The following is a 26890-nucleotide window of genomic DNA, read 5'->3' on the forward strand; positions in this document are numbered from 1 at the left end:
GTGGTTAGCACGGGCCCCCGATGTAAGGGTCGCGCACTTGGTTTATCCGCGGTCGCGCAGCAGCCGCGCCTTGTCGCGCTTCCAGTCGCGATCCTTGATCGTCTGGCGCTTGTCATGCGCCTGCTTGCCCTTGGCCAGCGCGAGTTCGACCTTCGCCCGTCCGGTGCTGTTGAAATAGATCGACAGCGGGACCAGCGTCATGCCCTTGCGCTCGACCGCGCCGAACAGCTTCTCGATCTCGCGCGAATTGAGCAACAGTTTGCGCGGCCGGCGCGGCTCGTGATTGAGCCGGTTGCCATGCGAATATTCGGGGATGTTGGCATTGACCAGCCAGACCTGCCCGTCGCGGATCTCGGCATAGCTTTCCTTGATGCTCGCCTCGCCCGCGCGCAGCGCCTTGACCTCGGTCCCCTGCAGCGCGAGCCCGGCCTCGAAAGTCTCTTCGACATGGTAATCGTACCGCACGCGCCGGTTGTCGGCGACGGTCTTCTGCTTGTCGAAAGTGGCGGGCTTGGGTCGGACCATAAGGCGGGCGCATGTAGGATAGCGGGCGGCGCTTGGAAAGGGCGCGCAGCGATTTCTCTTGCCAAGCACGCCGCACGCGTGGCGAAAGCCGCGCATGAATGCCCGCCCCGCTATCGAACCCTTTGCAATCCACGACAGCGTCATCGCGCCGGGAACGCGCGCGACCGTGGCCATCCCCGTTGCGCAGCAGGTCACCGGGCTGAACTCCGCGCTTGCGCTGGAGGTCTTTCATGGCGCGACGCATGGTCCCTGTATCTTCGTCAGCGGCGCGATCCATGGTGATGAGATTATCGGCACCGCGGTGATCCAGCGGCTGCTCGAGCGCCTGTCGCCCGGCATGCTCGCCGGCACGATCATCTTCGCCCCCGCGGTCAATATCTACGGCTTCGTGGCACACAGCCGTTACCTCCCCGACCGGCGCGATCTCAATCGCAGCTTTCCGGGGGCCGAACGCGGCAGCCTCGCCGCGCAGCTGGCGCATTGCTTCCTCACGCAGGTGATCGACCGCTGCGCGCTGGGCATCGATATCCATTCGGCCGCCGTCCACCGCTACAACCTCCCGCAGATCCGCATCGCCGCGGGCAGTCCCTATCTGTCCGAACTGGCCATGGCCTTCGGCGCGCCGATCATCATCGAAAGCCCGCTGCGCCCCGGCTCGATGCGCGCGCTGGCCGCCGATCGCGAGACGCCCATGCTGCTGCTCGAAGCGGGAGAGGCGCTGCGCTTCGACCGCTTTTCGATCGAGATCGGGGTCGCGGGCGTGCTGCGCGTGCTCGCGCATATCGGGATGATCGATGCCGACGATGGACTGGACGAGGTCGAGGTTCCGCTCCGCTCGAACCGCTCGAGCTGGGTGCGCGCGCCGCGCGGCGGTGTGAGCCGGCGGGTGTGCCGCTCGGGCGATGTCGTGCGCAAGGGCGCGCTGCTCGCGCGGGTCGGGGGCCTGTTCGGCGAAGATCCCGAAGACCTTGTCAGCCCGACCGCCGGGGTGGTCATCGGCCATGCGACGCTGCCCATCGTCAACCAGGGTGATGCGCTGTTCCATATCGCCGAGGTCGAGGCGCTCGACCATGCGGGGGAGCATGCCGACAGCATCGTCGAAGCGCTTGCCGTCAGCGATCCCCCTTCCCCGCCGCGCCTCTGCTCGACGAAGACGAAGTGATCTAGGCCAGCCCGGCGATTTCCAGCGCTTCGTCGACCGCCTTGCGGCTGGCTTCGCTGGCGGTGCACAGCGGTAGGCGGACATCGGGCTCGAACCAGTCGTGCACCCGGCTCAGCGCATATTTGACCGGTGCCGGGCTGGCGTCCGAAAACATTGCATAATGCAGCGGGAACAGGCGGTCGTTGAGCGCGCGCGCCTTGACCAGATCGTTGGCGGCAATCGCCTCGTGGAATTCGGCGCACAGCGCAGGCGCGACATTGGCGGTCACCGAGATGCACCCCGACCCGCCCGCGGCCGAATGCGGCAGCCACAATTCGTCATTGCCCGACAGTTGGCAGAATTCGTGGTCGAGCCCCATGCGGTGATCGGCAACGCGCGACAAATCGCCGCTGGCATCCTTGATGGCGACGATGCGATCCGGATATTTGCGTACCAGTTCGACCACTGTCTCGTCCTCGATATCGGTCACCGTGCGGCCGGGGACATTATAGAGAACGATCGGCAGATCGCTGTTTTCCGCCAGGAAGCTGAAATGCGCGATCAGGCCGGTCTGGCTCGGCCGGTTGTAATAAGGCGCGACGCACAGCCCCGCAGCCGCCCCCGCCTTCTTCGAAAACTGCATGTGGAGCAGCGCATTGCGCGTATCGTTCGAGCCGCAGCCCGCGATCACCGGCACGCGGCCCGCCGCCTGTTCGATACAGACCTCGATCACCCGGTGATGTTCGGCATTCGACAGCGTCGAGGCCTCGCCCGTGGTGCCGCAGGGGACCAGCCCCTTGCTGCCATTGTCGATCTGCCAGTCGACGAGCTTGCGGAACGCGGCTTCATCGAACGATCCGTCGCGAAAAGGAGTCGCCAGAGCTGGAATCGAGCCTGAGAACATTTACCTGAGTCCTGCGTTAGAGGAATGAAACAAAATCAGTTTTCGTGACGCGGCGCCACGATCCATTCAGCGCCTGATAAGGAGGGGCCGGGCAAAATGTCCAGCATGGGCCGAAAAACAGTTTTCTCACTCGCACTTATGGTCGGCACTGCGCTGGCCTTCCCTTCGCTTGCGCAGGCACAGGATGCCTCGCGCAGCAGCCTGGTCGCACAGCAGCCGGGCCGGATGGATCAGGCGGTCGGACAATGGGAATATCTGACCAAGCAGGAGAACCTGCCGTTCTCCTCCTACGCGGATTTCCTCACCAGCTATCCGGATTTTCCCAAACAGGAATTGCTCCAGCGCCGTGCCGAAGCCGCACTCGATCGCGAAGCGCCCTCGCCGCAGACGCTAGTCGCCTTTTTCGACAAGCATGTCCCGCTGACCAATAGCGGGCGGGCGCGGTATGCGCTTGCGCTGGCCTCGCTCGACCGCCCCGAGGCGGTCGACATCGCGCGCGAAGCGTGGCGCGGCGGCACGATGAGCGGCCCGGCAGAGCTTTACATGCAGGGACTGTTCGGCAGCCGCTTCGCCCCCGAAGACCATGATGCGCGGATGGATGCGCTGCTGTGGCAGGGCAGCTACGAAGCCGCTTCGCGCCATGTCGTGCGCGTCTCGCCCGCTTATCGCCTGATGGCGCAGGCGCGGCTGGCGCTGCTGCAGGGCAGCACGCCTTCGCAGGCCGGCGTACCCGTTCCCACGGGTGCGATGACCGATGCGGGCTATGTCTACAATCTGACGCGGCATTACCGCAATTCAGGCCAGCCGTACGAAGCGGTGAACCTGCTTTCGACCCGCGCGGCCTTCGTGTCGCCTGCTTTCGACGGCACGCAATTCGTCAGCGAAGCGCTGGCGGTGGCCAAGAGTGCCGGGGCGACGCAGGCCGCCAGCATTGCGGGCAAGATCGACGATGTTTTCGCGCCGGGCACCGATATTTCCGACGGCTCCTATACGCTGCGTGACAAATATACCGACCTGATGTGGCTTGGCGGAACCAAGGCGCTTTGGTCGCTCGGCGACGGGACGCAGGCTGCGCCGCTGTTCTACCGCTATGGCACCGCAGCCAAGACGCCGCTGACCCGCTCGAAGGGCTTTTACTGGGCCGGACGCGCCGCCGCGCACGCCGGCGATCAGGCCGGGGCACAGCGCTATTGGGAAATGGCCGCTCAATATCCCGATTGGTACTACGGCCAGTTGGCGCTGAGCGAGCTTGGCCGCCCGATGCCGACATTTGCTCCCGTTCCCGCACCCGACAGCGCCGAGCGCGCGGCCTTCGAAGCCGATCCGCTGACCGGCGCGCTGCGTGCAATCGCGCGCAATCGCCGCGACTGGCGCACCGAACGCGCCTTTTTCGAAGCGATCGCCGACAAGGCCGATACGCCGGGCGAAATGGCTCTCGTCGGCCAGCTGGCGCGCGAAACGGGGCTCGAGGAAATGGCGGTCGTCGCCGGGCTGGTGGCAGGCGAGCATGGCCTCACCGGATTCGAACGGCTCGGCTATCCTACCGTCGAAACGCATCCGGGCGCGAACTGGACGATGGTCCATGCGATTGCGCGGCAGGAAAGCGAATTCGACCGCAACCGCGTCAGCCATGCGGGCGCCCGCGGGATGATGCAGCTGATGCCGGGCACCGCGCGCGAGGAAGCGGGCAAGATCGGCGTGACCTACATGTCCGCCAACCTGACCCAGAGCCCGAGCTACAATATCCGCCTTGGCGATGCGCATTTCGCACGGCTGATGGACCGCTATGGGGGTGCCTACCCGCTGGCCATCGCGGCGTATAATGCCGGTCCGGGCCGGGTGAACGAATGGCTGCGGCTCAATGGCGATCCGCGCACCGGCGCGGTCGACTGGGTGACCTGGATCGAACAAATCCCGTCGAATTTCGAGACGCGTTACTATGTGATGCGCGTGATCGGGAATGCGGTCAGCTATGCCAACATGCACCCCGACCGCTCGGCGCCTTACGAACGCGATATTGCGAATTACCTGCGCCGCTGATTTGCGCTAGGGGCCACGGCCTCATGCAAGGCAAGTCCAATCCCGTCACCCCTGCCGGTTATGCCGCGATGCGGGCGCGCTACGATCAACTGCTCGGCACCGAGCGGCCCGCGATCGTCGAGATCGTCAGCTGGGCGGCGGGCAATGGCGACCGCAGCGAGAACGGCGACTACCTCTACGGGCGCAAGCGCATGCGCGAGATCGACCGTGAACTGGCGCATCTCGCGCGGCGGATGAAAGCGGCGCGGGTAATCGACCCCGCCGCGCAGCCCGACAAGTCGCGCGCCTTCTTCGGCGCCACGATCACGCTTGCCGACGCGGACGACGTCGAGCGCGTCGTCACGCTCGTCGGCGATGACGAACAGGATGCCAGCGCCGGCCGCATCGGCTGGTCCTCGCCGGTCGCGCGTGCCATCAAGGGCGCGGCAGTCGGGGACCTGCGCAGCGTCCGGCTGCCGGGCGGGCTCAAGGAATGGGAGGTGATCGCGATCGATTATGCTTAGGTTTGGCGCCCTCCTCCTGCTCGCCGCTGCGGCGCCGCTATCGGCCAAGGACAGCCTCGGGGTCTTCTCTGACTGGGGCGCCTTTCGCGATCCTGCGGTCCCGCGGTGCTATGCCATCGCCATGGCCGCGCCGAGCCGGTTGCAGCGCGATTTCGAACCCTTCGCCACCGTCGGCACCTGGCCGCGCCGCAATCTGCGCGGGCAAGTGCATTTCCGTCTCTCGCGCCAGCTTGCCGCAGGCTCAGCCATCACGCTGGCGATCGGCGGCAAGAGCTTCCGCCTCAGCGGCGGCGGCGGCGATGCCTGGGCCGAAGACCGCACGATGGATGCCGCCATCGTCGCGGCGATGCGCTCCGCCACGCGCATGACGATCCGCGCGACCGACACGCGCGGCCGCCGCTTTGCCAACACCTATTCGCTGGCCGGCGCGGCCACCGCGATGGACGCCGCCACGCTCGCCTGCGCGCAGCGCTGACACGAAAAGGCCGGAGAGCGCATAACGCTCCCCGGCCCTCGATCAGGTCAGATGCAATCGCTTAGAAGCGAACGCCGAGGCCTGCCATGATCTGGTGACGGTCGAGATCGACATCGAAACGCTCGCTGTCGGCCAGGTCGCCGTCAAAATCGACTTCGCCTTCGCTGTAGTTCGAATAGCGATATTCGACATTCATGAAGGTGCGCGGGTTGATCGCATATTCGAGACCCGCACCGGCACGCCAGCCGTCGAGATCGAAGTCTTCGTCGTATTCGGTGGTGCCGTCATTCGCGAGAATGTTCAGCTTGGCGTTGGTGTAACCGCCCTTGGCGTAGACCAGCAGGTCCGGGCCCATCTTCGCACCGACGCGCGCGCCGAGGAAGAGGTCACGGCCGGCATCGACTTCACCGAAGCCGAAGCCTTCGAAATCACCGTTGTTGAATTCGGTCTTGGCGCTGGAATCGGTCAGTTCCGCTTCGAGGCCGACGACTGCGCCGCCGAGATCGAAATCGTAACCGGCCTGAACGCCGTAGACCACGCCGTCGATCGACTGGTCGTTATCGGCATTGGCATCGTCATCGACGCTGCTGCCAGCCTTGAGGGCATCGTAACCGGCGACGCCCTGCAGGCGGAAGCCGTCGAAATTGCTGCCGCTGTCCTGGGCCATTGCAGGTGCCGAAAAGGCAGCCAGCGATCCGGCGACGAGCAGGGTTGAGATCTTCTTCATATGCGAACTCCATTGGTTTTACCCGCAGCTTTTGCGCTGCGTGGACCCAGAGAACGATGCGAAATGGCAAACAGTTTCATTAACCTCAGACAACAGTAAGTTGTTGCCTTTTGAACACATGTTGCGCGCCGAACCGAGACTTCGAAGCGGCGAGACGCGGGAAACGCTCACATCGGGCGGGCATATTTCGCGCGGTGGCCGCGCCTGACAAGCGGCGGTGCCCCGAGCCTAGCCCCGCCTGCCCGCATGCTTTGCTTTCGGGGCATTTGGCACTATATGCGCCGCTCCCATGGCCGATACGACACTCATGAGCATTCCCGGGCAAGTGGACCCGGTTCCCGTCGCGCGCGACATCACGCCGCGTGCGGATGGCCGCGTCGACCTGATCGGTCTGCCCAAGGACCGTATCCGCGAATTGTTCGCGGATGCCGGGCTCGACGAGAAACAGGCCAAGCTGCGCGCCAAGCAGGTGTTCCACTGGCTGTATCATCGCGGTGTCACCGATTTCGCGGCGATGACCGATATCGCCAAGACCATGCGCCCGTGGCTGACCGAACGCTTCGTTGTCGAACGCCCCGATGTGGTCGAGGCACAGCATTCGACCGATGGCACACGCAAGTGGCTGCTGCGGACCGCCGACGGGCACGAGTTCGAGATGGTCTTCATTCCCGATGCGGACCGCGGGACGCTATGTATCTCCAGCCAGGTCGGCTGCACGCTCAACTGTACCTTCTGCCACACCGGCACCATGCGGCTCGTGCGCAATCTGACGCCGGGCGAAATCGTCGGCCAGGTCATGCTCGCCCGCGATGCGCTGGGCGAATGGCCCAAGGGCTCGATGGCCGGCCTCGATACCGAGGAAGACAGCAGCGAATACCGCTCGGACGGGCGCCTGCTGACCAATATCGTGCTGATGGGCATGGGCGAACCGCTCTATAATTTCGACAACGTCAAGGCTGCGATGCAACTGGTGATGGATGGCGCCGGTCTCGCGCTGTCGAAGCGCCGGATTACGCTGTCGACCAGCGGCGTCGTGCCGATGATGGATCGCTGCGGCCAGGAAATCGGCGTGAACCTCGCGGTATCGCTGCACGCGGTGACCAAGGAGATCCGCGACGAGATCGTCCCGATCAACCGCAAATACGGGATCGAGGAACTGCTCGAAGCCTGCGCCGCCTATCCCGGCGCGAGCAATGCGCGGCGGATCACCTTCGAATACGTCATGCTGCGCGACAAGAACGATAGCGACGAGCATGCGCATGAACTGGTGCGGCTGATCAAGCATTACCGTCTGCCCGCCAAGGTCAATCTGATCCCCTTCAACCCGTGGCCCGGCGCGCCGTACGAATGTTCGACGCCCGAGCGGGTGAAGCGCTTCTCCGAAATCGTGTTCGAACACGGCATCAGCGCCCCGGTGCGCACCCCGCGCGGACGCGACATCGATGCGGCCTGCGGCCAGCTGAAGACCGCGGCCGAGAAGAAAAGCCGCGCCCAGCGTGACCGCGAAGCCGCTGAAGCCGAGGCCGAGGCCGCTGCGGGATGACCGCCGATGCGGCGACGATCGCTTACTACCAAGCGAACGCGCCGCGTTACACGCTGAGCTTCGGCCAGGGGCCAAGCCGCCACCTCGATGCATTTCTCGACCGGCTCGAACCAGGCGCCCGTGTGCTCGAGCTGGGCTGCGGCGGGGGCCGCGATTCCGCGCACATCATGAAACGCGGCTTCGCCCTCGACGCGACCGATGGCACACCGGCGATGGTGCGCAAGGCGAACGAACGCTTCGACGTCGGCGCGCGCGTCCTGCAATTCGACCAGCTTGACGCAGTGGCTGCCTATGACGCGGTCTGGGCGCATGCCTGCCTGCTGCATGTTGCGCGTGCCGACCTCCCCGGTGTCCTCGCAGCGATCCGGCACGCTATGCGTCCCGGCGGGTGGCACTTTGCCAATTACAAGCTTGGCGACGGCGAAGGGCGCGACCCGCTGGGCCGGCTGACCAACCTCCCCGACGAACGCTGGCTCGAACGCGCCTATCGCGACGCCGGATTGGCCATCATCGCCGCCGAACGCTACCGCGGCGAAGGCGCGGACGGCATCCAGCGCGACTGGTATGCGCTGACCGTGCGCAGGGAGGATAAGTGATGGTGGCGATAACCGAAATTTGCATCGGCCTGCCCCACCCCTTCAACGGCGCGGAACTGAGCGCGATCGACAAGCGCCCGGTTGCCGGCGCGGTTGCCATCCGCAGCTTCGGGATCGAAGGCGATATGGTGGCCGATACCGTGCATCATGGCGGCGTGGACATGGCGGTGCACCATTATCCGCACGATCATTACACGGCATGGAACGAATGGCTCGGCGGCCACGAGCTGCTCGCGCGTGCAGCGGCCTTCGGCGAAAACCTCATGAGTACCGGGCTCACCGAAACGCAGGTCCATATCGGCGACCGCTTCCGGCTGGGCAGCGCGCTGCTGGAAGTCAGCCAGCCGCGCAAACCGTGCTGGAAGATCGAACACCGGTTCGCCCGCAAGGGGATGGTCGCACGGATCATCAAGCAGCACAATTGCGGCTGGTACTATCGCGTGATCGAGGAAGGCGAGGCGCAGGCCGACGATGTGCTCGAATGCGTCGAAACCGGGCATTCCGAGTGGAGTGTCGCCCGGCTGTTCGCCAAGTTCTACGATCCCGCGCACCGGGCATCCCGCGACGAGATCGAGGAAATGGCGGAGCTCGAGCGGCTCTCTCCGGCGATGCGAGACAAGATCCGCGCAAAACTCGCCAGCTAGCGATCCGTCACATGCGGTGGGGAACTCAGCTCCACCCGGGCACGGCAGCGCCTTCGGCAACCGTCATGCAAGTCCCGCCGATCCATACCGAACCATCGCTCTCCTGCGAGCAATGGATGCGCCCGTCTGCGCCCGTCTGGCGGCCTTGAGCAGCGACATAGCGCCCCTTCTCGATCCCGCTGGCGAACAGGTGCATCGCTACACCCGCATTGAAACTGCCCGTCACCGGATCCTCGCGCATACGGCCCTGCTGGTCGGCGAAGAAGGCGCGCAATTCCCATGCGGTATCGCCGCCGCTCGTAGGCCCCGCCAGCCCGATGTCGGTGCCCTGCGGCGCCTCCGCCACCGGCTTCGCTGCAAGCACATCCTCTTCCGAGCGCAGCCGCAACAACTGCCATTGCGGTCCGTTGGCGACATGCACCGCCTCCACCACCGTTTCCTCACCGACGCCCGTCAGTTCGATCGCGCGCGCGCGTTCCTCGTCGGATAGCGGGCCGCTGCGCACCAGATCGGGCGCGCGGAACGACAGCCGCTCGCCATCGCGGCGGATTTCGACCGGGCCAACCCCGCATTCCTGTACGATCGCGCCGTCATTCTTCGGCACCCCGCCCGCACGCAGCCAGGCATGGCAGCTGCCCAGCGTCGGGTGGCCCGCAAACGGCAATTCGCCCGCCGGGTAGAAAATCCGCACGCGGTAATCGGCATCCGGGTCGGTCGGCGGCAGCAGGAAAGTGGTTTCGGAAAAGCCCAGCCATTGCGTCAGCTTGAGCATCTGTTCGGCGGTGAGGCTGTCCGCCCCATGCACGACCGCGAGCGGATTGCCGCTCAGCGGACCAGAACCAAATACGTCGACAAGATCGAGTTTCACGGCATCTTCCTCGCAACTGCGCCCCGATGGCAAAGCTAGGCAATCATCGCCAAAACTGCTCAATAGAATTCATGACCAGTTCGACAGTTTTGGTGACCGGCGGCTCGGCGCGGATCGGTGCGGCAATCGTACAGGCGTTTGCAGACCATGGCTGGCACGTCGTCATCCACTACGGCGAATCGCATGACGAGGCTGAGACTCTGGCGAGCACCCTCCCCTCTGCAGAAACGGTGCATTGCGACCTGGCGGATGGCGACGCCGCGGTGACGATGGTCGAAGCGCTCGCGGCGCGGCTGCCCGATTGGCGCTGCCTCGTGAATTGCGCGGCGATCTTCGAGCCCGATGCGGCAACCCAACTCGATCCAGCGACGAACCTGCGGTCGATGCAGATCAACGCCCGCACCCCGGCGCGCATGGCGCAAGCCTATCTCGCGCGTGCCCGCGCCGCAGCGGGGCGGCGCGTGATCCAGTTCACCGACCAGAAGCTGGCCAATCCGAACCCCGATTTCTTCAGCTACACCATGAGCAAGCACGCGGCCGCATCGACCGTGCCGATGCTCGCCATGGGTGCGGCGCGGCGCGATGACCGCGTGTACGCGCTCGCACCAGGCGCGATCCTCGCCAGCCACGACCAGAGCGAGGCCGAGACCGAGGTGTCGCACCGCATGAACCTGCTCGGCCGCAAGACCGGGCCGGACGAGGTCGCCGAGGCCACGCTGTTTCTCGCCCAAGGCCATCTGGCCAGCGGGCAGACGCTCTATGTCGACAGCGGCCAGCACCTGCTCGCCCAGCCGCGCGACGTGATCTACCTCGCGCGCGAAGGGCAACCAAGATGAAGCGCCACGCGCTCAGCACGCGCCTATGGCACTGGCTCAACCTGCTGTGCGTGACCGTGCTGTTCCTGTCGGGGCTGACGATCTCCAACGCGCATCGCCGCCTGTATTGGGGCGATTGGGGCTTTTCCGCGGAGCAGGCCTGGCTGATCGTCCCGCGCTTTCCCGACTGGATGACGATCCCCGGCTATTACAGCCTCGCCGTGGCCCGCGACTGGCATATCCTGATGGCCTGGCCGTTTGCGCTGGGTTTGCTGTTTATGTGGGTCGCGATGCTCCCCAACCGGCATTTCGCGAAAGACATCGCCACCAGCCCGCGCGAATGGCGCCCTTCTGCAATCGGGCGCGACATCGCTGCGCATCTCAAGCTCGATTTCGCCCACGCCGGGGGCAAGTACAATTTCCTCCAGAAGCTCGCCTACGGCCTCGTGCTCGGCCTCTTCCTGCCGATGATGATCTTTACCGGCATCGCGATCAGCCCGGGCATGGGGCCGACATTCGGCTGGCTGGTCGAACTGCTTGGCGGGCGGCAATCGGCGCGCAGCCTGCATTTCATCTTCGCCTTTGCCATCGCCGGGTTCTTCGTCGTTCACGTCGTGCTGGTCATCCTCGCCGGGCCGATCCGCCAGTTGCGCGACATGATTACCGGAGGGCGCGAACCATGAGGCGCAGGAACTTCCTCGTCGCCGCCGGCGCGGCCTTTGTGGCGGGCTGCAACCGGATCGCCGAAACCGACGCCGGCCAGTCGCTGCTGAACGCGGCCGAAGGGTGGCACAAGGGCGCCCACCGCCTGCTGAGCGACCGCGAAGCCCTCGCCCCCGAATATCCGCGCAGCGCGGTCTCGCCCTATTTCCGCGGCAATGGCTCGACCGATCCGCAAAGCGGCGATTACCCGCGCCATGCCGGGGAAGGCTTCGCCAATTGGCGGCTCACGGTCGGCGGGCTGGTCGACACGCCGCTGAGCCTGAGCCTCGACAATATTCGCAGGCTTCCGCAGCGCACCCAGGTTACCCGCCACGATTGTGTCGAGGGGTGGAGCGCGATCGGCGAATGGAGCGGGCCGCAATTGTCGTTGCTGCTCGATGCCGCGGGCCTGCGCGAGGAAGCCAAGTTCATCGTCTTCCGCTGCGCCGACAATCTCAACGGGCAGGACTATTACGAAAGCGTGGACCTGCTCGATGCCTATCATCCGCAGACCATTGTCGCTCACCGCCTCAATGGAGAGCCGCTGCCGATCCGCAATGGCGCGCCGCTGCGCATGCGGATCGAGCGGCAACTGGGCTACAAGCACGCCAAATACCTCACTGCGATCGAGGCGGTCGCCAGCTTGGACGATATCGGCAAGGGCCAAGGCGGCTATTGGGAAGACCGCGCCGGATACCAGTGGTACGCCGGGATCTGATCAGGCGGGATAGCGCCGGTTCATTTCCGCCCAGTCCGCGCGGATCATCTCTTCAAGCACCGCCAGATCGATGTCGGCCAGTTTGTTGACGTAGAGGCAGCTCTTGCCGCGCGTATGCTTGCCCAGCCGTTCCAGCGCATCGGCATGCTTGGCCCCGGTCTCCGGATCGCAATAGCCGCCCATCAGATAGAGCGAGTGCTTCGCCTTGCGCGGGCTGAAACCGGTGCGCATCCATTCGACCTCGCGCCCGCTGGCATAGGTGGTGCGGTAGCTGCCATAGCCGATGATGCTCGGCCCCCACATCTTGGGCCGCTCGCCCGTCACCCGCCGGAACAGCGCGTCGAGCACCTGCGCCTCCTCGCGTTTGCGGGCAGGTTCCACCGCGGCGAGGAAATCCTGCGGATCGGTGTCGGTCGGCTGCGTTTTCGCCTCGGCCATGGCGCGGCTCCATCATTTGACTCGCTGCCCCATGTGCCACAGGCTCCGGCCCAGGGGAAACTGCGGGGAGACCGGTACGCATGTGGCTGCTCGACAAATTCTTGAATTCGGCCATCCGGCGTGGCCGCCTGATCGTGACCGACCATGACGGGCAGACCTATGAATATGGCGCGCCGGAGGAAGGCGAACCCCCGCTCCATATCCGGCTGACCCACCGCAAAGCCGCCAACCACATCGCGCGCTATCCGCAGGTCGGCGCGGGCGAAGCGTTCATGTGGGGCTGGCTCGAAGTCGAACCGCCGCACGATATCCGCGATCTGGTACTGTTCGTGACCATGAACGCCAAGCGCGAGGCAGGGGCCTCGCTCAAGCCGCAGGGGCCGCTGCGCAAGGCGGCGCAGAAACTGCTGGCCAAGGCTGACAGCATCAATTTGCGCGGCAAGGCGCGCAAGAATGCCGAGCATACCTACAACCTCACCCGCCGGCTCTACGAACTGTTCCTCGACGAGGACCGGCAATACACCATGGCCTATTACCGCGAGGATCCCGCAGCGACGTCGCTGGAGAAGGCGCAGCTCGACAAGAAGGCGCATCTCGCCGCCAAGATGTTTATCCAGCCGGGCCAGCGCGTGCTCGACATCGGATGCGGCTGGGGCGGCTTTGCGCTCTACCTCGCGCGGCATTACGACGTCGAGGTCACCGGGGTCGCGCTTGCCCCCGACCAGATCGCCTTCTGCAAGGAACGCGCAGAAGCCGCCGGTCTCGCGGACCGCGTGACTTTCGAACTGATGGATTACCGCGACGTGCAGGGGCAGTTCGACCGGATCAGCTCGGTCGGCCTGCTCGAACATGTCGGGACCCCGCATTATCCCGCGTTCTTCGAACACACCAACCGCCTGCTCGCCCCCGACGGCGTCATGGTCAGCCATTGCTGCGGCCGCGCGGGCGCGCCCGGCTTCACCGACAAGTGGACGCGCAAATACATCTTCCCCGGCGGCTATATCCCCGCGCTGTCCGAACTCGTGACGCAGAGCGAGAAGTACCGCTGGCAGGTGATGGATGTGGAAGCGATGCGCTTCCATTACAGCCACACGCTGGAAGAATGGTACCGGCGCACGGTCCTGCACCGCAAGGAGATCGAGGCGCTGTATGACGAGCGCTTCTATCGAATGTGGCTGTTCTATCTCGCCGGCGCGGAGCAGAGCTTCCGCCATGGCAATATGGTCAATTGGCAGCTGCAATATGTGAAGGACCGCAATGCGATCCCCATGACGCGCGAATATATCGAGACCGAAAGCGCCCGCCTGCGCGCGGCGGACGCGGGGAACGTGCCCGAATGGCACCTCGACCCCGCGCTGGATGAGGCGGCGGAGTAGATCGCCGCGCGGGCCATTCTGTTGATTTTTCGCGATTCCACCCCATCTCTGCCGTCGGAAGGATAGTAGCATGGCAGGTGGTTGGGCGCGCGATGGCGCGGTTCAGGATCAGATCGACGACACGATTTCCGACGCGGTAAGCGCGGCGCGGGCACGGATGCCCGTGGGCGAAAGCGAGCAATGGTGCGTCGACTGCGGCGAGGAAATACCCGAGAAGCGCCGCGCGGCGTTGCCGGGGGTGAAGCGCTGCGTGCAATGCCAGTCCGGCCTCGATGCCAGCGCGCGCAATTCGGGCATCAACCGGCGCGGGAGCAAAGACAGCCAGCTGCGCTGACCACGCTTTGATCCTACCCTTGTTCAGCGCCGCACCTGCGCTTGACGCACGCAAAGCGTGAATCGATTGCCTACACTCCCCTCCCCCTGCTAGCGGCGCGCTCGTTACAACGAAGGTGCCTCCAATGTCCGATACCAAGCGCCCCGAAATCAAACGGGTTGTCCTCGCCTATTCCGGCGGTCTCGATACCTCCGTCATCGCCAAATGGCTCGAGGTCGAACGCGGGGTCGAAGTGGTGACCTTCACCGCCGATCTCGGACAAGGCGAGGAAATCGAACCCGCGCGCGCAAAGGCGCGCGCCATGGGCATTCCCGACCAGCATATCTTCATCGAGGATGTCCGCGAGGAATTCGTGCGCGACTTCGTCTTCCCGATAATGCGCGCCAATGCGCGCTATGAAGGCGATTACCTGCTCGGCACCAGCATCGCGCGCCCGCTGATCTCCAAGCGTCTCGTCGAGATCGCGCATGAGACCGGCGCCGATGCCATCGCGCATGGCGCGACCGGCAAGGGCAACGACCAGGTCCGCTTCGAACTCTCGGCCTATGCGCTCGATCCCGACATCAAGGTGATCGCGCCGTGGCGTGAATGGGACCTCACCAGCCGTACCGCGCTGATCGCCTGGGCCGAGGCGCACCAGATCGCAGTACCGACCGACAAGCGCGGCGAAAGCCCGTTCTCGACCGATGCGAACCTGCTGCACACCTCGTCCGAGGGCAAGGTGCTCGAGGATCCGTGGGAAGAAACGCCCGACTACGTCTATTCGCGCACCGATCACCCGGAAGACGCGCCCGACACGCCCGAATATATCGAGATCGGTTTCGAACGGGGCGACGGCATATCGCTCAATGGTGAAGCGATGAGCCCGGCGACGCTGCTGGCCGCGCTCAACGACCTTGGCCGGACCCACGGTATCGGCCGGCTGGACCTGGTCGAAAACCGCTTCGTCGGGATGAAGAGCCGCGGCATGTACGAAACGCCGGGCGGCGAAATCTACGCCCGCGCGCATCGCGGGATCGAACAGATCACGCTCGATCGCGGTGCCGCGCATCTCAAGGACGAACTGATGCCGCGCTATGCCGAGCTGGTCTATAATGGCCTGTGGTACAGCCCCGAGCGCGAGATGCTGCAGGCTGCGGTCGATCTCAGCCAGCAGAAAGTCTCGGGCACCGTCCGGCTCAAGCTCTACAAGGGCAACGCCATGGTGGTTGGCCGCAAATCGCCGAACTCACTCTACTCCGAAGCGCATGTAACCTTCGAGGACGATGCGGGAGCTTACGACCAGAAAGACGCCGAGGGCTTCATCAAGCTGAACGCGCTGCGTCTGCGCCTGCTCGCGCAGCGCGACCGTTAATTACGAAACAAAGCGCGCTCTCGGCGTAATATTGCGCAAGGAGCGCGACTACAGTCATGTTTCTGCGACGGATGGTGGACTTATCCACCCTCCTCCACAGCGAAAAGCTGGAAAAGTGGAAAACTCGGGCCTCGTCCGCTGGACGAATCGCGTGGTCAGGGGCAGCTTCAAGTCATCGGAACGGCGAGGGACTTCCACCGGGTTTGAGGCGTAACAGCCTCTGATTACGGAGAAATTTCGGACCGGAAAGACATGGAAGGTGCTGTCCATGCATTCTTGAGACCAGCGCGCCGCGGACTTCGGTCCAAAGCATGACGGTCGATGATGGAACGCAAAAGCACGTCTTTCATGGATCGGACCAACCCGGTCGGATGCCGAGGCGATATTGCAAGAAAAGGTCTTCGGACCGGATCGGCAATTCATCCCCTCAAGGTCCCGGCCATGAACGGAAGGACTGATCGCGGAGCCGCCCGTCGAGGGCCGGCCTGGGAAAGAAGCGAGGGTCTCACGACCTGGCGCACTCAACCGGGTCAGCATGAGGGCGGAGCCGGATGCCGGTGCGAGCGCCGGTGACAGAACCGGAAGAGCCTGTCTTCGGACGGCACGGACGGGGAGACATCGGATGCCAAGCCCCTGCCTTCGGGCAAGGCCACGCATCGGTGAGAGTGGGGTCGGCAGCGATGTCGGCCCCATTTTCTGTGGCCTGTCAGGACGGTGCTTCAGCGGCCGGAGCGCGCTTCGGTGCAATGTTTGTGGCCGATCCCGATGACGCCCACCAGATGCGGTAGAACTGCCCAAGGACGGACGAAGCGCGACGAACTGTGGCATGAATGGGGCAGCCTCCGCCCACGTAGGGGACTCCGCTCACCGCCTCCCTTATAGACGCTGGAACCGAACGGGAGGTTCCCATCATGGTCTATCGCGCGTTTCGTAATGTCCTTTTCCTTGCTGCTCTGGCGCTACCCGCCACGGCGGCGCTACCGCAGGAACATGTCCACCGCGCCGCGGTGCCCGGTTCATTCGACGCCAGCTTTGCGCGGTTCGAAACGCTTCCCCCCGCGCCCCAGCCCGCCGGCCATGTGGTCGATCTCTCGACGATCGAGCCTCCGGTCGAACTGCTGCCGGTAACCCGCTCGATCGGCACCGGTGTGGCCTCCTATTACGGTCGGCGTTTCCACGGCCGCCTTACCGCCAATGGCGAGAGGTTCGACATGCACGCCATGACTGCGGCGCATCGCACGCTGCCATTCGGCTCGCTGGTCGAGGTAACCAATCCGCGCACCGGCAAGCGGGTCACCGTGCGCATCAACGATCGCGGCCCCTTCCACGGCAACCGCGTGATCGACGTCAGCCGCGCCGCAGCGACCGAACTCGGCCTGATCGGGCGGGGTCATGGCACGGTCGAGCTCGCGCTGCTCGAGGGCTAGAGCTACAGCGCCAGTTCGCGTTCCTGGGTCACGGCGGGTCCAGCGTCGAGCTGAGCTTCGACCGACAGCCGCACCGCGGCGGCGACATTGCGGACACCCAGCTTGGTAAGCACATTGGCGCGGTGCAGTTCGACCGTGCGCGGGCTGATCCCCAGCGTGCGCGCGACTTCCTTGCTCGAATAGCCCTCGCTCACCCCCGACAGCACTTCGCGCTCGCGCGGCGAGAGCTGGCCGACGCGCTGCTTGGCGCGCGCTTGCTCGGGCGTGGTCGAACCCTGCCACTTGCGCGTCATGATATTGCCAAGGCTGCGGCGCAGCCGTTCGCCGGGCGTGGGCCATTCGAGATAGCCCGCCGCGCCGTCGCTGAGCACATCCATGATATGCGCGATGCTGGCCTGTTTCGAATAGGCGACCAGCGGGTAATACTGCCCCGCGCTGCGCAGCGCCTGCTGCGTCTGCGGCAATTGCGGTCCTTCGTCATGGACCAGCAGCCAGGCCCCCTCGGGCCAGCGCCCGCCCAGGTCGTCGAGCGTGTCGGCGGGCACTACATAGCCCATTTCGCCCAAGGCCAAGGTCAATTCGTTGCGGTTACGATAGTTACAGTCGACGACAATAAACGTGTTTTCCTGCATCGCGGCTCGATCCCGTTCCCCGTCAATACCCCATGCCGGGAAAACTTCACTTATCCCCGGCCCCACCCGAATTGGTATGCTTAACATGGGGTTTGCCACAGTCACCCGGTTGGAGGTCGTTTGACCGGACGTCGTTCATCCGGATGACACCAAGATCGGAGGAATCGCGCGCGATTGTCACATTGCGGTAAGCCAGTACCGAATCCGGATTCAATCCCCATCTTCGCGCTTGCCGAATGTTGCCCCTAGTCCAGATGGATGACATTCACTCGTATCAGGGCGGGCACAGGCAAAGCGGGACCGGGGGCTACACGAGGCATGGAAGACAACAGGGCCGTCAGGCGGATCGCGGCGGCCGAGGACATGGACGAAGTCCTCTCGATCGCACGCGCGTTCTACCGGCTGCACGGGTTCGAGGCGCTGAGCTATGCGCGGCCCTCGCACGACATGCCGGGGCGCACCGACATGCTCTTCCGCGGCTTTCCCGAGGCGTGGGTCAGCAGCTACCGCGAGGGGCTCGACCGGCTCGACCCCTTCCCCGCGCTGGCGGCGCGGTCGGGCCGGCCGCTGCGCTACAGCGTGGTGACGCAGGGCAAGCCGCTGGCCGGCGACCTGCTGCATTTCATCGAGCAGGCGCGCGCGCATGGCGTGACCGACGGCTATATCTTCCCGACCTTCGGGCCGCGCCAGCACCTCGCCGCGGTCGGCATCACGATGGCCGACCATCCCGACCGCGTCGATCATGCCGATGTCCCGGTGCTGCACTGCGTGGCGCAGGCGGCGCATCTGCGGATCGACCAGTTCGAGGAGGACGTGGTGGAGCGCCCGCGCCTCGCCCCGCGCGAGGTGACGATCCTGCACTGGATCGCGCGCGGCAAGAGCAATGAGGAGATCGCGATGATCCTCGGCAGCAAGCGCCCGACGATCGCCACGCATATCAAGCGCATCTTCATCAAGCTCAACGTGTCCGACCGCGCGGCGGCGGCGGTCAAGGGGCTCAAGTTCGGCCTGATCAACGTGTGAGCATCACCGCGCCCGCGTCCGCGTCCGCGCCCTCCCCCGCATCGATCCCGGCCTCCGCCTCCGCCTCGGCCTCGGCGATTTCGTCGAGCATCCGGTCGACCGGCGGGTAATGCGGGCAGGCGCGGCACTCGGGCCAGCGCGGCGTATCGCAGCACGGCCCGCCCGCGCCCACATTGACCACCGGCTCGAGCCCGTCGGCCCCGCGCCGGTAATGCGGCTGCCCGCGATCGGTCCCATGCCGCGCGCCGACGCAGTCGCAGGGCGGCTCGGCTGGATGGGACACACCTGACTGCGGAGGCGCGTTTTGCGGGTCTCCGCCCTGAGACATGGACCGGGTGTTACACTGTCCAGGCGAAGAATTCTCGCCGCCTTCCCGCTCACCCCGAGCCTGTCCTAGGGTCCCCGCGTCAGGCGATCCTGCTTCGTCGGACTCGGCATGAGCGGGGTTCCGGTGCGGATCCTCCCCCTCGATCGGCTCGCCGCGGCGCAGGCGCAGGACCATGGCGTCGAAATTCTCCGCGAGGCGTTCGATCCGTTCATCGCCGCGCATCCGGTCGAGCCGCCCGAGATGCGCGAGCAGCAGCCGGTCGGAGACGCGCTTGCGCGAACCGACGAGGTCGCCGTGATACCACACCTCCTCCTCGACCCCGTTCATGGCGTAATCGGCGAGCTTGGCCTCGGCCGCGCCGCGCGCGACCACCAGCGCCGCATCCCAGGCGCGCCCGAAGCCCGCGCTGGCACGGCGCGCACGGTAGCAGGTCTGGTGCGACACCCGCGCCCGCCGCGCCGCCGCGCGCACGCTGCCGGTAGTCGCCAGCGCCTCGAGAAAGGCCACCTGCCGCTCGACCACGAACTGCGTCTGCGGCGCGCGCTCGTCCTCGGCGTGGAGGTCGGTGTGGAGGATGATGGGGTGGGTTGCCATATCGCTCATGCCGCACCTCCTGCACAAAGGTTGGAGGAATTCGCGAGTTCCGAGCGCGACCAGCGCGAAGCAAGGCCAACCGGCCGCCCGAGCTTATGCGAGGAAGCCAAGGGGCGCGGACGCGGCCCGCCCGGCGTTTGAGGGCGCAGAAAAGAAAGAAGCATGGTTCACCTGTGGGTTGGGATCAGGGGAACCGGGCTATTTATACAGATGGGCGCGTGTAGGACAGGGTGCCGCAATCTTTCAGTTGTCATCAAACTTCGACTTTAAAGGCTCCAAACCTCAGAAGCTCGTACAGCAAGCACCGCACCGCGCTCATCAATGGCATCCTGATCCCAATCTTCTGCTGCCGAAACCTCCTTATTTAATTCAAGGTCGGATTCGGCAATGACTGGTTTTTTTTCATACCACGATTTATTTCCGATCTTCGAATTTCTACCCTTCTTAAGAAGAGTCATGTTCGCAATACGATTAGCATAGAACGAAACTTGGTCATCATCAAATTTCGGCCAGTCCTTTGATTTTGCACGTTGCGGGAGAATATGCTCGAGATTGACGTCGTCAACATCAGAATTCGGGATGAATTCAGGCTGGTGTTGCGAACCCATATGACGCTCCATTGCCAAGAGCATGTAGCGCGCAAGAGCGTTATTTGTGGTACGAAAGACGCGAAACGACGCGGCAAACGATGTGTCGCCAGGGATGAGTTTCGCTAGGGCATCGCGTAGGTCATCGCGATTCTTGATCTCACCTGCTCGAATTTTCACTGCGGCGTCACAAAACGCTTTCTCAGCAGCACCTTTGCCCATCACGCCGCCCACGAGCCCCCTGACGGACCACGCAAGAAGCGAGCTTAAGGTTCGCTCGATTTCTTTCTTTTCGAAATGTTGGAAGATTGCGAGGAGCAGAGGCCGGTTCTGCTCAAGCTTCATCCTCGGAAAGAGTCTGATGATCTCCTTGGTACGTTCATTATAGCCAGACCAAAAATCAGATTCTGCCGAAAGCGCAGCCCCGTAATGTCGAGCGGCTTTACGTAAGTCGTTAGAAAACTTCACAGCCGCAGGCTTCGTCGAGATCTCGCTCTTGATGCGACGGTAAAGCTCCCTTTCTCGCGTCATTCCATGTACCGAACTCCAAAAGTGACGAAGAAAGGTTATAAAATCGTCCGCCGACTGATATTCTTCAAGAATGGAAACAGATTCCATCCAATTTATCTGAACAGAATCGATTTCGTTTCCAGACCTTGAGAACAGATAATTCTTCAGAAGATCAGCAATAGTCAGATCCGCTCCACGGTCGTTTAGCGTTTCAAATATAACAAACGCGTCCGCATCTGACGCCGCATCAACGGACACGATGCGCGCATTGCTTTTGAGAAACTTGGAAATCAATCCAATCTCTTTCTCCCAAGTGTCAGGATGATCCTGGTGGAGCTCGTTCAACCTCTCGTCGAAGTAGGCCTTCGCCTCATAGATCAGCTTGTGAGATTCTTTGTCAGGTTCGACCTCTTGGGACTCAAGAATGTATTCGCGATAAAATTGGTTGTCGATCGCGTTCAACTGCACACGCGGAGTTTTCTCGTACGTGCCAGTATCTAATGGGTATAGCTCATTATTTTGAATAGCATTTGCAACATCATCTTTTCCATTTTCCTTGTAATGATCTCTCATCGCCGCAAGGAGAATGGTTGTAGTCGCGATTCTCTGTTGACCGTCTATGATTGAAAAGACGTCATCTTCATCGCCGTCCGCGGTTAGAACCACATTGCCCAAAAAATACTCGGCAGCATCCTCAGCAGCATCGACTATGTCGTGCCAAAAATCTTCGGTTTCGTCGGAAGTCCACGAATAGGATCTCTGATATCGAGGGACATTGAAATAGCGCGTCGTCAATAGCTCTTTCAAAGTTGTCGGAGAAAAGTCAAAGCGCGCCATATCGGTCCTCTATCCTTGAAGGTTTTGCATACCTTCATTTCCGTGGAAAACAACCGATTGAGAACACTTTCAGATGCGACGCCGGCGCTCGGCCTGCTGGCGGGATCGAGCGCGATGCTGGCGGCGGGCGGGACGATCTTTACGCTCGGATCGTAATCTCAACTTGGGCAGGATCGACGCCGAAGGTCGCCGCCAAACCATCCTTCGCCTCTTGAATGGTCATCGTGCGCGGCGGTGGAACTTCCTCGCGCCCATCCCCACCGGCGACGTAGACAAAGGTCACACACTCGCCCTTCAAATCCAGAGCCGTCGCTTTCCATCCTGCCGATTGCCACGCAAGACTTTGCGATCGCATCTGGTTGGACCACCAAGCCTGATACTGCCTGGCACTCTCTGGAAGGGGGAAGCCAAGGATATCCTCAATCTGGTCGAAGGATGCCGTCCAATCGGTCCGATCCGTATTGGCCAGATATTCCGTCAGCTTTCGATACTTCATTGACATCATACATCTCCTGCGACTCAACAAGCGCAATATGATATATATAATTATTTATGTCAACTTCAATCGGGTGCCCTCTTGAAGATGAACCAGTTGAGGGTGACGCATGCTATTGGGAGCGTATCCGCCGCTCACAATTCCTCTGCGGCCCCTGTTCCTCTGGGGGCTCTGCTTGAAGCAAAGCGTTCCGAGCGCCCGTAGGTGCCCCTCCACCACCTTTGGTGGTCCCCCTCCCCGGTCCGGGGAGGCTAATTCCGCCGCTTCCCGCTGCCGCTTTCCTTTTTGCGCTACCGCTGATGTTGCTTGAGCACGCTCCAGCATCGGCTTGAGGTACTGCCCCATATAGCTCCCCTCGATCGCCGCGACCTCCTCCGGCCCCGGTCTACGCCGGGGCAGGCTCGTTCCGGGTCGCGCGTTCCAAGAGCGGCTTGAGATACTGAGCCGTGTAGCTGCCCTCGACAGTCGCGACGTGTTCTGGAACGCCCTGCGCCACAACCTCGCCCCCGCGCACACCGCCGCCCGGGCCGAGGTCGAGCACATGGTCCGCGGTCTTGATGACATCGAGATTGTGCTCGTTCACCACCACCGAATTGCCCTGCTCCATCAGCCGAAAGCGACGAGGAAGCCGATCACTGTGGCGGCAAGAATGACAACATATCTTGTAACCCACACTCCTTTGCAGCATGTGTCGCAACGCATCGCGTCTCGCCTTGTACTTGCCAAATCGAAGTCAAGATCGCGCTTCACCCCAGCTCTTTCCGAATTGCGCGTTGACAATACGGGGCGGCGCACATCTATTCATTCGCTCGACAGAAGGGGGAACAGACGCGAATGTCGGATGACAGTGCATCCCAGAAGGACGGTAAGAAACTCGAGCGCAAGCCTCTGGGGCGAAAGAAGCTACTGACGCCGAAGGTAACCGATGAAGTGGTTGCTCGCCTTAATAATGCCGACATCACGCTGAGTGCGGGCGCCGTCACCCTGCTTACTAGGCGCGAGAAGAGGTATGCCCTAAGGATGGCGCGCTTTACGCGGGCCAGGCGCGGCAATGCCGAGACGCGCAGGCGACAATTCGAGATCGGAATGCAGCGCATGCTGGACGACCTCGAAGCCGGGTCCTTCATCAGTACCGCGCAGATGGCTCGCATTCTGTCCGGGCTGTGTCCCGGATTTCCGCCGTTCTGCTGACGAGAGGCACCTCAGAAGCGATGCAAAACAGACAAGAAAAAGCGTTCGATTACGCCGACGCGGCGATCAAGCAGTTGGTCACGCTAGCAACGGCCGTAATCGGCGCCACGATTCTCATCTTCGACAATCAGAACATGGCGGGTGTTCAGATCGGCGGCGGGTACACGCTCGTTGCCGGGCTCGGCCTGACGGTGCTTAGCATCCTGTTTGGCCTGTTTGCCGGAAACCGCCTTGCTGGCATTCTCGTCGAAGATGCGGCCCATCCGGTGCCCAAGATCAATGACAAGGTCGCTTACCGCTTATGGGCCTTGCAAATGATCACCTTTACCGTGGGCGTTGCGCTGATCGTAGTCGCCGCTTTCCTGCAGAATGGAGCCGACGCGGAGGCGATGCCACCTACTCCGCCGCTTCCCTCTGCCTTTCCAGCATCGGCTTGAGGTACTGCCCCGTATAGCTCCCCTCGACCGCAGCAACCTCCTCGGGCGTGCCCTGCGCCACAACCTCACCCCCGCGCACACCGCCACCCGGCCCAAGATCCAGCACATGGTCCGCGGTCTTGATCACATCGAGATTGTGCTCGATCACCACCACGGAGTTCCCCTGCTCGACCAGCCGGTGGAGCACTTCGAGAAGCTTGCGCACGTCCTCGAAATGCAGGCCCGTGGTGGGCTCGTCGAGGATGTAGAGCGTCTGCCCGGTGCTGCGCTTGGCGAGTTCCTTGGCGAGCTTTACGCGCTGCGCCTCGCCGCCCGACAGCGTGGTCGCCTGCTGGCCAACCTTGACGTAGCCGAGGCCGACCTCGTTGAGCATGTGCATCTTGTCGCGGATCGGGGGGACCGCCTTGAAGAATTCCTCCGCATCCTCGATCGTCATGTCGAGCACGTCGGCGATCGAGTGGCCCTTGAACTTCACCTCGAGCGTTTCGCGGTTGTAGCGCTTGCCGCCGCATTGTTCGCAGGTGACGTAGACGTCGGGCAGGAAGTGCATCTCGATCTTGATGAGGCCGTCGCCCTGGCACGCCTCGCAGCGGCCGCCCTTGACGTTGAAGCTGAAGCGCCCCGGCTTGTAGCCGCGCGCCTGGCTTTCGGGGAGGCCCGCGAACCAGTCGCGGATCTGGGTGAAGGCGCCGGTGTAGGTGGCGGGGTTGGAGCGCGGGGTGCGGCCGATGGGCGACTGGTCGATCTCGATCACCTTGTCGCAATATTCGAGGCCGGTGACCTTGTCATGCGCGTCCGCGACGATACGCGCGCCGTTGAGTTCGCGCGCGGCGGAGGCGTAGAGCGTGTCGATGGTGAAGCTGGACTTGCCCGAGCCCGAGACGCCGGTGACGCAGGTGAAGGTGCCCAGCGGCAGGCTGGCGGTGACGTTGGCGAGGTTGTTCGCGCGCGCGCCGTGGACGGTGAGCTTGTGTCCGTTGCCCTTGCGCCGCGTGGCCGGGACCGCGATTTCGCGGCGGCCGGTGAGATAGGCGGCGGTGAGCGATTTCTTGTTCTTGAGCACCTGCTTGAGCGTGCCCTCGGCGACCACCTCGCCGCCGTGGACGCCCGCGCCGGGGCCGAGGTCGACCACGTAATCGGCGGCGCGGATCGCGTCCTCGTCATGCTCGACGACGATCACCGTATTGCCGAGATCGCGCAGGCGCTTCAGCGTTTCGAGCAGCCTATCGTTGTCGCGCTGGTGGAGGCCGATGCTGGGTTCGTCGAGCACGTAGAGCACGCCCGAGAGCCCGCTGCCGATCTGCGAGGCGAGGCGGATGCGCTGGCTCTCGCCCCCGCTCAGCGTACCTGAAGTACGGTCGAGGTTGAGATAGTCGAGCCCGACATTGTCGAGGAAGCCCAGCCGCTCGTTGATCTCCTTGAGGATGGCTTTGGCGATCTGCGCCTGCTGGTCGGTCAGGTGTCCGTCGAGCCCGAGGAACCACGCCTTGGCATCGGCGACGCTCATCTGCGTGGGGGTGGCGATGTCGGTCGGGCCCGCGGGGCCGGGGATCTTGACGCTGAGCGCCTTGGGATTGAGCCGCTTGCCGCCGCAGGTCTCGCAGGCTTGCGCGGTCTGGAACTTGGCCAGTTCCTCGCGCATCCACGCGCTCTCGGTCTGGAGCATGCGGCGGTTGAGATTGCCGATCACGCCCTCGAACGGTTTCTTGACGGTGTAGCTCTTGCGCCCGTCCTTGAAGGTCAGCGGGATCGCGCGGCCCCTGGTGCCGTGGAGGATGATGTCGCGGATTTCCTTGTCGAACTCCTGCCACGGGGTGGTCAGGTCGAACTCGTATTCCTTCGCCAGGCTGGCGAGCACCTGCATGTAATAGGGCGACGGCGGATTGCTCTTCGCCCAAGGCACCACCGCGCCCTTCTTGAGGCTGAGCGCTTCGTTGGGGACGACCAGCTGCGGGTCGAACAGCTGTTTTTCACCGATGCCGTCGCAGGTCGGGCAAGCGCCCTGCGGCGCGTTGAAGGAGAACAATCGCGGTTCGACTTCCTCGATCGTGAAGCCGCTGACCGGGCAGGAGAATTTCTCGGAGAAGACGATGCGGTTGGCGGGCAGCCCCGCGCCCTTCATCGCGCCGCCGGCCGCGGCCTCCTCGTCCTCGCGCCCCGGCACTGCGCCATCGGCGAGATCGACATAGGCAAGCCCTTCGGCGAGCTTGAGCGCGGTCTCGAAACTGTCGGCAAGGCGGGTCTCAATGCCCTCCTTCACCGCGAGCCGGTCGACTACCACCTCGATGTCGTGCTTGAACTTCTTGTCGAGCGCGGGTGCGTCCTCGATCGCATGGAGCTCGCCGTCGATGCGCACGCGGGTGAAGCCCGCCTTCTGCCATTCGGCCAGTTCCTTGCGGTATTCGCCCTTGCGCCCGCGCACCACGGGGGCGAGCAGGTAGATGCGTGTGCCCTCGGGCAGTTCCATCACCCGGTCGACCATATTGGAGACGGTCTGCGCCTCGATCGGCAGGCCGGTGGCGGGCGAATAGGGCACCCCGACGCGCGCCCACAGCAGGCGCATGTAGTCGTAGATCTCGGTCACCGTCGCGACGGTCGAGCGCGGGTTGCGGCTGGTGGTCTTCTGCTCGATCGAGATCGCGGGAGAGAGCCCGTCGATATGTTCGACATCGGGCTTCTGCATCATCTCGAGGAACTGGCGCGCATAGGCGGACAGGCTCTCGACATAACGCCGCTGTCCCTCGGCATAGATCGTGTCGAAGGCGAGGCTCGACTTGCCCGAACCGCTGAGGCCGGTGATCACGATCAGGCTGTCGCGCGGCAGGTCGATGTCGACGCCCTTGAGATTATGCTCGCGCGCGCCGCGGACGGAAATTTTGGTGAGGGCCATGAAGGACGCGTGTTCCTGAATTGTTCGCTTGGGTCAAGTCTGTGCGATGTAGGGTGCTTCGCGCCGATTTACAGGCCCCTTCTGTTCCGCACGGGATCCCCGGGGTTCAGCAACTAGAATAGGCGCCCTACTGCGGCACTCGTAAGTGAACGTCAGCCTATGTCCGTTACTTACAATAGTTCTGTCATTAGATCATGTAATCCTCTCCAGTCATAGGCATCCGAGGCTTGTATGA

At 63.6% G+C, this 26890-nt stretch carries 27 protein-coding genes and 1 pseudogene; 17 read left to right on the plus strand and 11 right to left on the minus strand.

Annotation, left to right across the window (positions count from 1 at the left end):
• Window positions 1-42: 42 nt before the first annotated feature.
• Window positions 43-525, minus strand: a complete 483-nt coding sequence (smpB, locus tag VWN43_RS07825; RefSeq protein ID WP_320179976.1) for an SsrA-binding protein SmpB — start codon at window positions 523-525, stop codon at window positions 43-45.
• A 94-nt stretch (window positions 526-619) separates the two neighbouring features.
• Here smpB and VWN43_RS07830 point away from each other — a divergent pair, with 94 nt between their 5' ends.
• Window positions 620-1687 (plus strand): succinylglutamate desuccinylase/aspartoacylase family protein, encoded by a 1068-nt coding sequence (locus VWN43_RS07830; protein WP_330768571.1) that lies wholly within the window; start codon window positions 620-622, stop codon window positions 1685-1687.
• Between the two features lies 1 nt (window position 1688).
• On the opposite strand, the gene dapA is transcribed toward VWN43_RS07830, so the two are convergent.
• Window positions 1689-2570: a 4-hydroxy-tetrahydrodipicolinate synthase gene (gene dapA / locus VWN43_RS07835; protein ID WP_253515222.1), complete on the minus strand. Its 882-nt coding sequence runs from the start codon at window positions 2568-2570 to the stop codon at window positions 1689-1691.
• 138 nt (window positions 2571-2708) lie between these two features.
• Between dapA and VWN43_RS07840 the strand changes: the two genes are divergently transcribed.
• Genes VWN43_RS07840 through VWN43_RS07850 form a run of 3 tightly spaced genes read left to right on the plus strand, consistent with a single transcriptional unit; the run spans window position 2709 to window position 5588 of the window.
• A complete protein-coding gene (locus VWN43_RS07840; protein ID WP_330768573.1) occupies window positions 2709-4610 on the plus strand; it encodes a lytic transglycosylase domain-containing protein in 1902 nt (633 codons plus the stop codon).
• Between the two features lie 23 nt (window positions 4611-4633).
• Window positions 4634-5113, plus strand: a complete 480-nt coding sequence (locus VWN43_RS07845) for a GreA/GreB family elongation factor (RefSeq protein WP_320179973.1) — start codon at window positions 4634-4636, stop codon at window positions 5111-5113.
• On the plus strand, window positions 5106-5588 hold the full coding sequence (locus VWN43_RS07850) for an invasion associated locus B family protein (RefSeq protein WP_320179972.1): 483 nt from the start codon (window positions 5106-5108) through the stop codon (window positions 5586-5588). Before VWN43_RS07845 ends, VWN43_RS07850 begins: the two co-directional genes overlap by 8 nt.
• Window positions 5589-5649: 61 nt before the next feature.
• Here the strand turns inward: VWN43_RS07850 and VWN43_RS07855 are convergent, their stop codons facing one another.
• On the minus strand, window positions 5650-6315 hold the full coding sequence (locus VWN43_RS07855; RefSeq protein WP_320179971.1) for an outer membrane protein: 666 nt from the start codon (window positions 6313-6315) through the stop codon (window positions 5650-5652).
• Between the two features lie 289 nt (window positions 6316-6604).
• Between VWN43_RS07855 and rlmN the strand changes: the two genes are divergently transcribed.
• From rlmN to VWN43_RS07870, 3 genes are read left to right on the plus strand one after another with little or no spacing between them, the layout of a single operon-like run.
• Window positions 6605-7858 carry a dual-specificity RNA methyltransferase RlmN gene (gene rlmN, locus VWN43_RS07860; RefSeq protein ID WP_320179970.1) on the plus strand — a complete coding sequence of 418 codons (1254 nt, stop codon included), beginning with the start codon at window positions 6605-6607 and terminating at the stop codon, window positions 7856-7858.
• Window positions 7855-8454: a class I SAM-dependent methyltransferase gene (locus VWN43_RS07865; RefSeq protein ID WP_320179969.1), complete on the plus strand. Its 600-nt coding sequence runs from the start codon at window positions 7855-7857 to the stop codon at window positions 8452-8454. Before rlmN ends, VWN43_RS07865 begins: the two co-directional genes overlap by 4 nt.
• Window positions 8454-9098 (plus strand): MOSC domain-containing protein, encoded by a 645-nt coding sequence (locus VWN43_RS07870; RefSeq protein ID WP_320179968.1) that lies wholly within the window; start codon window positions 8454-8456, stop codon window positions 9096-9098. The genes VWN43_RS07865 and VWN43_RS07870 overlap by 1 nt, the downstream gene beginning before the upstream one ends.
• A gap of 25 nt (window positions 9099-9123) precedes the next feature.
• On the opposite strand, the gene VWN43_RS07875 is transcribed toward VWN43_RS07870, so the two are convergent.
• Window positions 9124-9966, minus strand: coding sequence for a PhzF family phenazine biosynthesis protein (locus tag VWN43_RS07875; protein ID WP_320179967.1), 843 nt, complete (start codon window positions 9964-9966; stop codon window positions 9124-9126).
• A gap of 71 nt (window positions 9967-10037) precedes the next feature.
• Between VWN43_RS07875 and VWN43_RS07880 the strand changes: the two genes are divergently transcribed.
• Genes VWN43_RS07880 through VWN43_RS07890 form a run of 3 tightly spaced genes read left to right on the plus strand, consistent with a single transcriptional unit; the run spans window position 10038 to window position 12201 of the window.
• The gene (locus VWN43_RS07880; protein WP_320179966.1) at window positions 10038-10802 is read left to right on the plus strand and encodes an SDR family oxidoreductase; all 765 of its coding nucleotides are present in this window, start codon (window positions 10038-10040) and stop codon (window positions 10800-10802) included.
• Entirely contained in the window at window positions 10799-11464 is a 666-nt protein-coding gene (locus VWN43_RS07885; protein WP_320179965.1) for a cytochrome b/b6 domain-containing protein, read from the plus strand. The genes VWN43_RS07880 and VWN43_RS07885 overlap by 4 nt, the downstream gene beginning before the upstream one ends.
• Entirely contained in the window at window positions 11461-12201 is a 741-nt protein-coding gene (locus tag VWN43_RS07890) for a molybdopterin-dependent oxidoreductase (RefSeq protein ID WP_320179964.1), read from the plus strand. The genes VWN43_RS07885 and VWN43_RS07890 overlap by 4 nt, the downstream gene beginning before the upstream one ends.
• On the opposite strand, the gene VWN43_RS07895 is transcribed toward VWN43_RS07890, so the two are convergent.
• Window positions 12202-12639 (minus strand): DUF1801 domain-containing protein, encoded by a 438-nt coding sequence (locus tag VWN43_RS07895; protein WP_320179963.1) that lies wholly within the window; start codon window positions 12637-12639, stop codon window positions 12202-12204.
• Window positions 12640-12719: 80 nt separating this feature from the next.
• Between VWN43_RS07895 and VWN43_RS07900 the strand changes: the two genes are divergently transcribed.
• The 4 genes from VWN43_RS07900 (at window position 12720) to VWN43_RS07915 (ending at window position 17130) form a co-directional block, all read left to right on the plus strand.
• A complete protein-coding gene (locus tag VWN43_RS07900) occupies window positions 12720-14015 on the plus strand; it encodes a cyclopropane-fatty-acyl-phospholipid synthase family protein (protein WP_320179962.1) in 1296 nt (431 codons plus the stop codon).
• Between the two features lie 70 nt (window positions 14016-14085).
• The gene (locus VWN43_RS07905) at window positions 14086-14349 is read left to right on the plus strand and encodes a DksA/TraR family C4-type zinc finger protein (protein WP_253515198.1); all 264 of its coding nucleotides are present in this window, start codon (window positions 14086-14088) and stop codon (window positions 14347-14349) included.
• 124 nt (window positions 14350-14473) lie between these two features.
• The gene (locus tag VWN43_RS07910) at window positions 14474-15703 is read left to right on the plus strand and encodes an argininosuccinate synthase (protein ID WP_320179961.1); all 1230 of its coding nucleotides are present in this window, start codon (window positions 14474-14476) and stop codon (window positions 15701-15703) included.
• Between the two features lie 911 nt (window positions 15704-16614).
• Window positions 16615-17130, plus strand: coding sequence for a septal ring lytic transglycosylase RlpA family protein (locus VWN43_RS07915; protein WP_320179960.1), 516 nt, complete (start codon window positions 16615-16617; stop codon window positions 17128-17130).
• 2 nt (window positions 17131-17132) lie between these two features.
• Here the strand turns inward: VWN43_RS07915 and VWN43_RS07920 are convergent, their stop codons facing one another.
• Window positions 17133-17708: a response regulator transcription factor gene (locus tag VWN43_RS07920; protein ID WP_320179959.1), complete on the minus strand. Its 576-nt coding sequence runs from the start codon at window positions 17706-17708 to the stop codon at window positions 17133-17135.
• Between the two features lie 372 nt (window positions 17709-18080).
• Between VWN43_RS07920 and VWN43_RS07925 the strand changes: the two genes are divergently transcribed.
• On the plus strand, window positions 18081-18785 hold the full coding sequence (locus tag VWN43_RS07925; RefSeq protein ID WP_320179958.1) for a LuxR family transcriptional regulator: 705 nt from the start codon (window positions 18081-18083) through the stop codon (window positions 18783-18785).
• Here the strand turns inward: VWN43_RS07925 and VWN43_RS07930 are convergent.
• From VWN43_RS07930 to VWN43_RS07945, 4 genes and pseudogenes are all read right to left on the minus strand, one after another.
• A complete protein-coding gene (locus tag VWN43_RS07930; RefSeq protein ID WP_320179957.1) occupies window positions 18775-19716 on the minus strand; it encodes a hypothetical protein in 942 nt (313 codons plus the stop codon). The two genes, VWN43_RS07925 and VWN43_RS07930, sit on opposite strands and share 11 nt — an antisense overlap.
• A gap of 257 nt (window positions 19717-19973) precedes the next feature.
• Entirely contained in the window at window positions 19974-21641 is a 1668-nt protein-coding gene (locus VWN43_RS07935; RefSeq protein ID WP_320179956.1) for a DUF262 domain-containing protein, read from the minus strand.
• Window positions 21642-21780: 139 nt separating this feature from the next.
• Window positions 21781-22137, minus strand: a complete 357-nt coding sequence (locus tag VWN43_RS07940) for a DUF7662 domain-containing protein (RefSeq protein WP_320179955.1) — start codon at window positions 22135-22137, stop codon at window positions 21781-21783.
• A gap of 385 nt (window positions 22138-22522) precedes the next feature.
• Window positions 22523-22750 (minus strand): annotated as a pseudogene (locus tag VWN43_RS07945) (hypothetical protein); the annotation flags it as partial.
• A 221-nt stretch (window positions 22751-22971) separates the two neighbouring features.
• Between VWN43_RS07945 and VWN43_RS07950 the strand changes: the two are divergent.
• Window positions 22972-23328: a hypothetical protein gene (locus VWN43_RS07950; RefSeq protein ID WP_320179953.1), complete on the plus strand. Its 357-nt coding sequence runs from the start codon at window positions 22972-22974 to the stop codon at window positions 23326-23328.
• 20 nt (window positions 23329-23348) lie between these two features.
• The gene (locus VWN43_RS07955) at window positions 23349-23765 is read left to right on the plus strand and encodes a hypothetical protein (protein ID WP_320179952.1); all 417 of its coding nucleotides are present in this window, start codon (window positions 23349-23351) and stop codon (window positions 23763-23765) included.
• On the opposite strand, the gene uvrA is transcribed toward VWN43_RS07955, so the two are convergent.
• Window positions 23725-26655, minus strand: a complete 2931-nt coding sequence (uvrA, locus tag VWN43_RS07960; RefSeq protein ID WP_320179951.1) for an excinuclease ABC subunit UvrA — start codon at window positions 26653-26655, stop codon at window positions 23725-23727. The two genes, VWN43_RS07955 and uvrA, sit on opposite strands and share 41 nt — an antisense overlap.
• Between the last annotated feature and the right edge of the window lie 235 nt (window positions 26656-26890).

Origin of the sequence: Qipengyuania sp. HL-TH1 (assembly GCF_036365825.1) — a bacterium.
GTDB lineage: Bacteria > Pseudomonadota > Alphaproteobacteria > Sphingomonadales > Sphingomonadaceae > Qipengyuania > Qipengyuania profunda.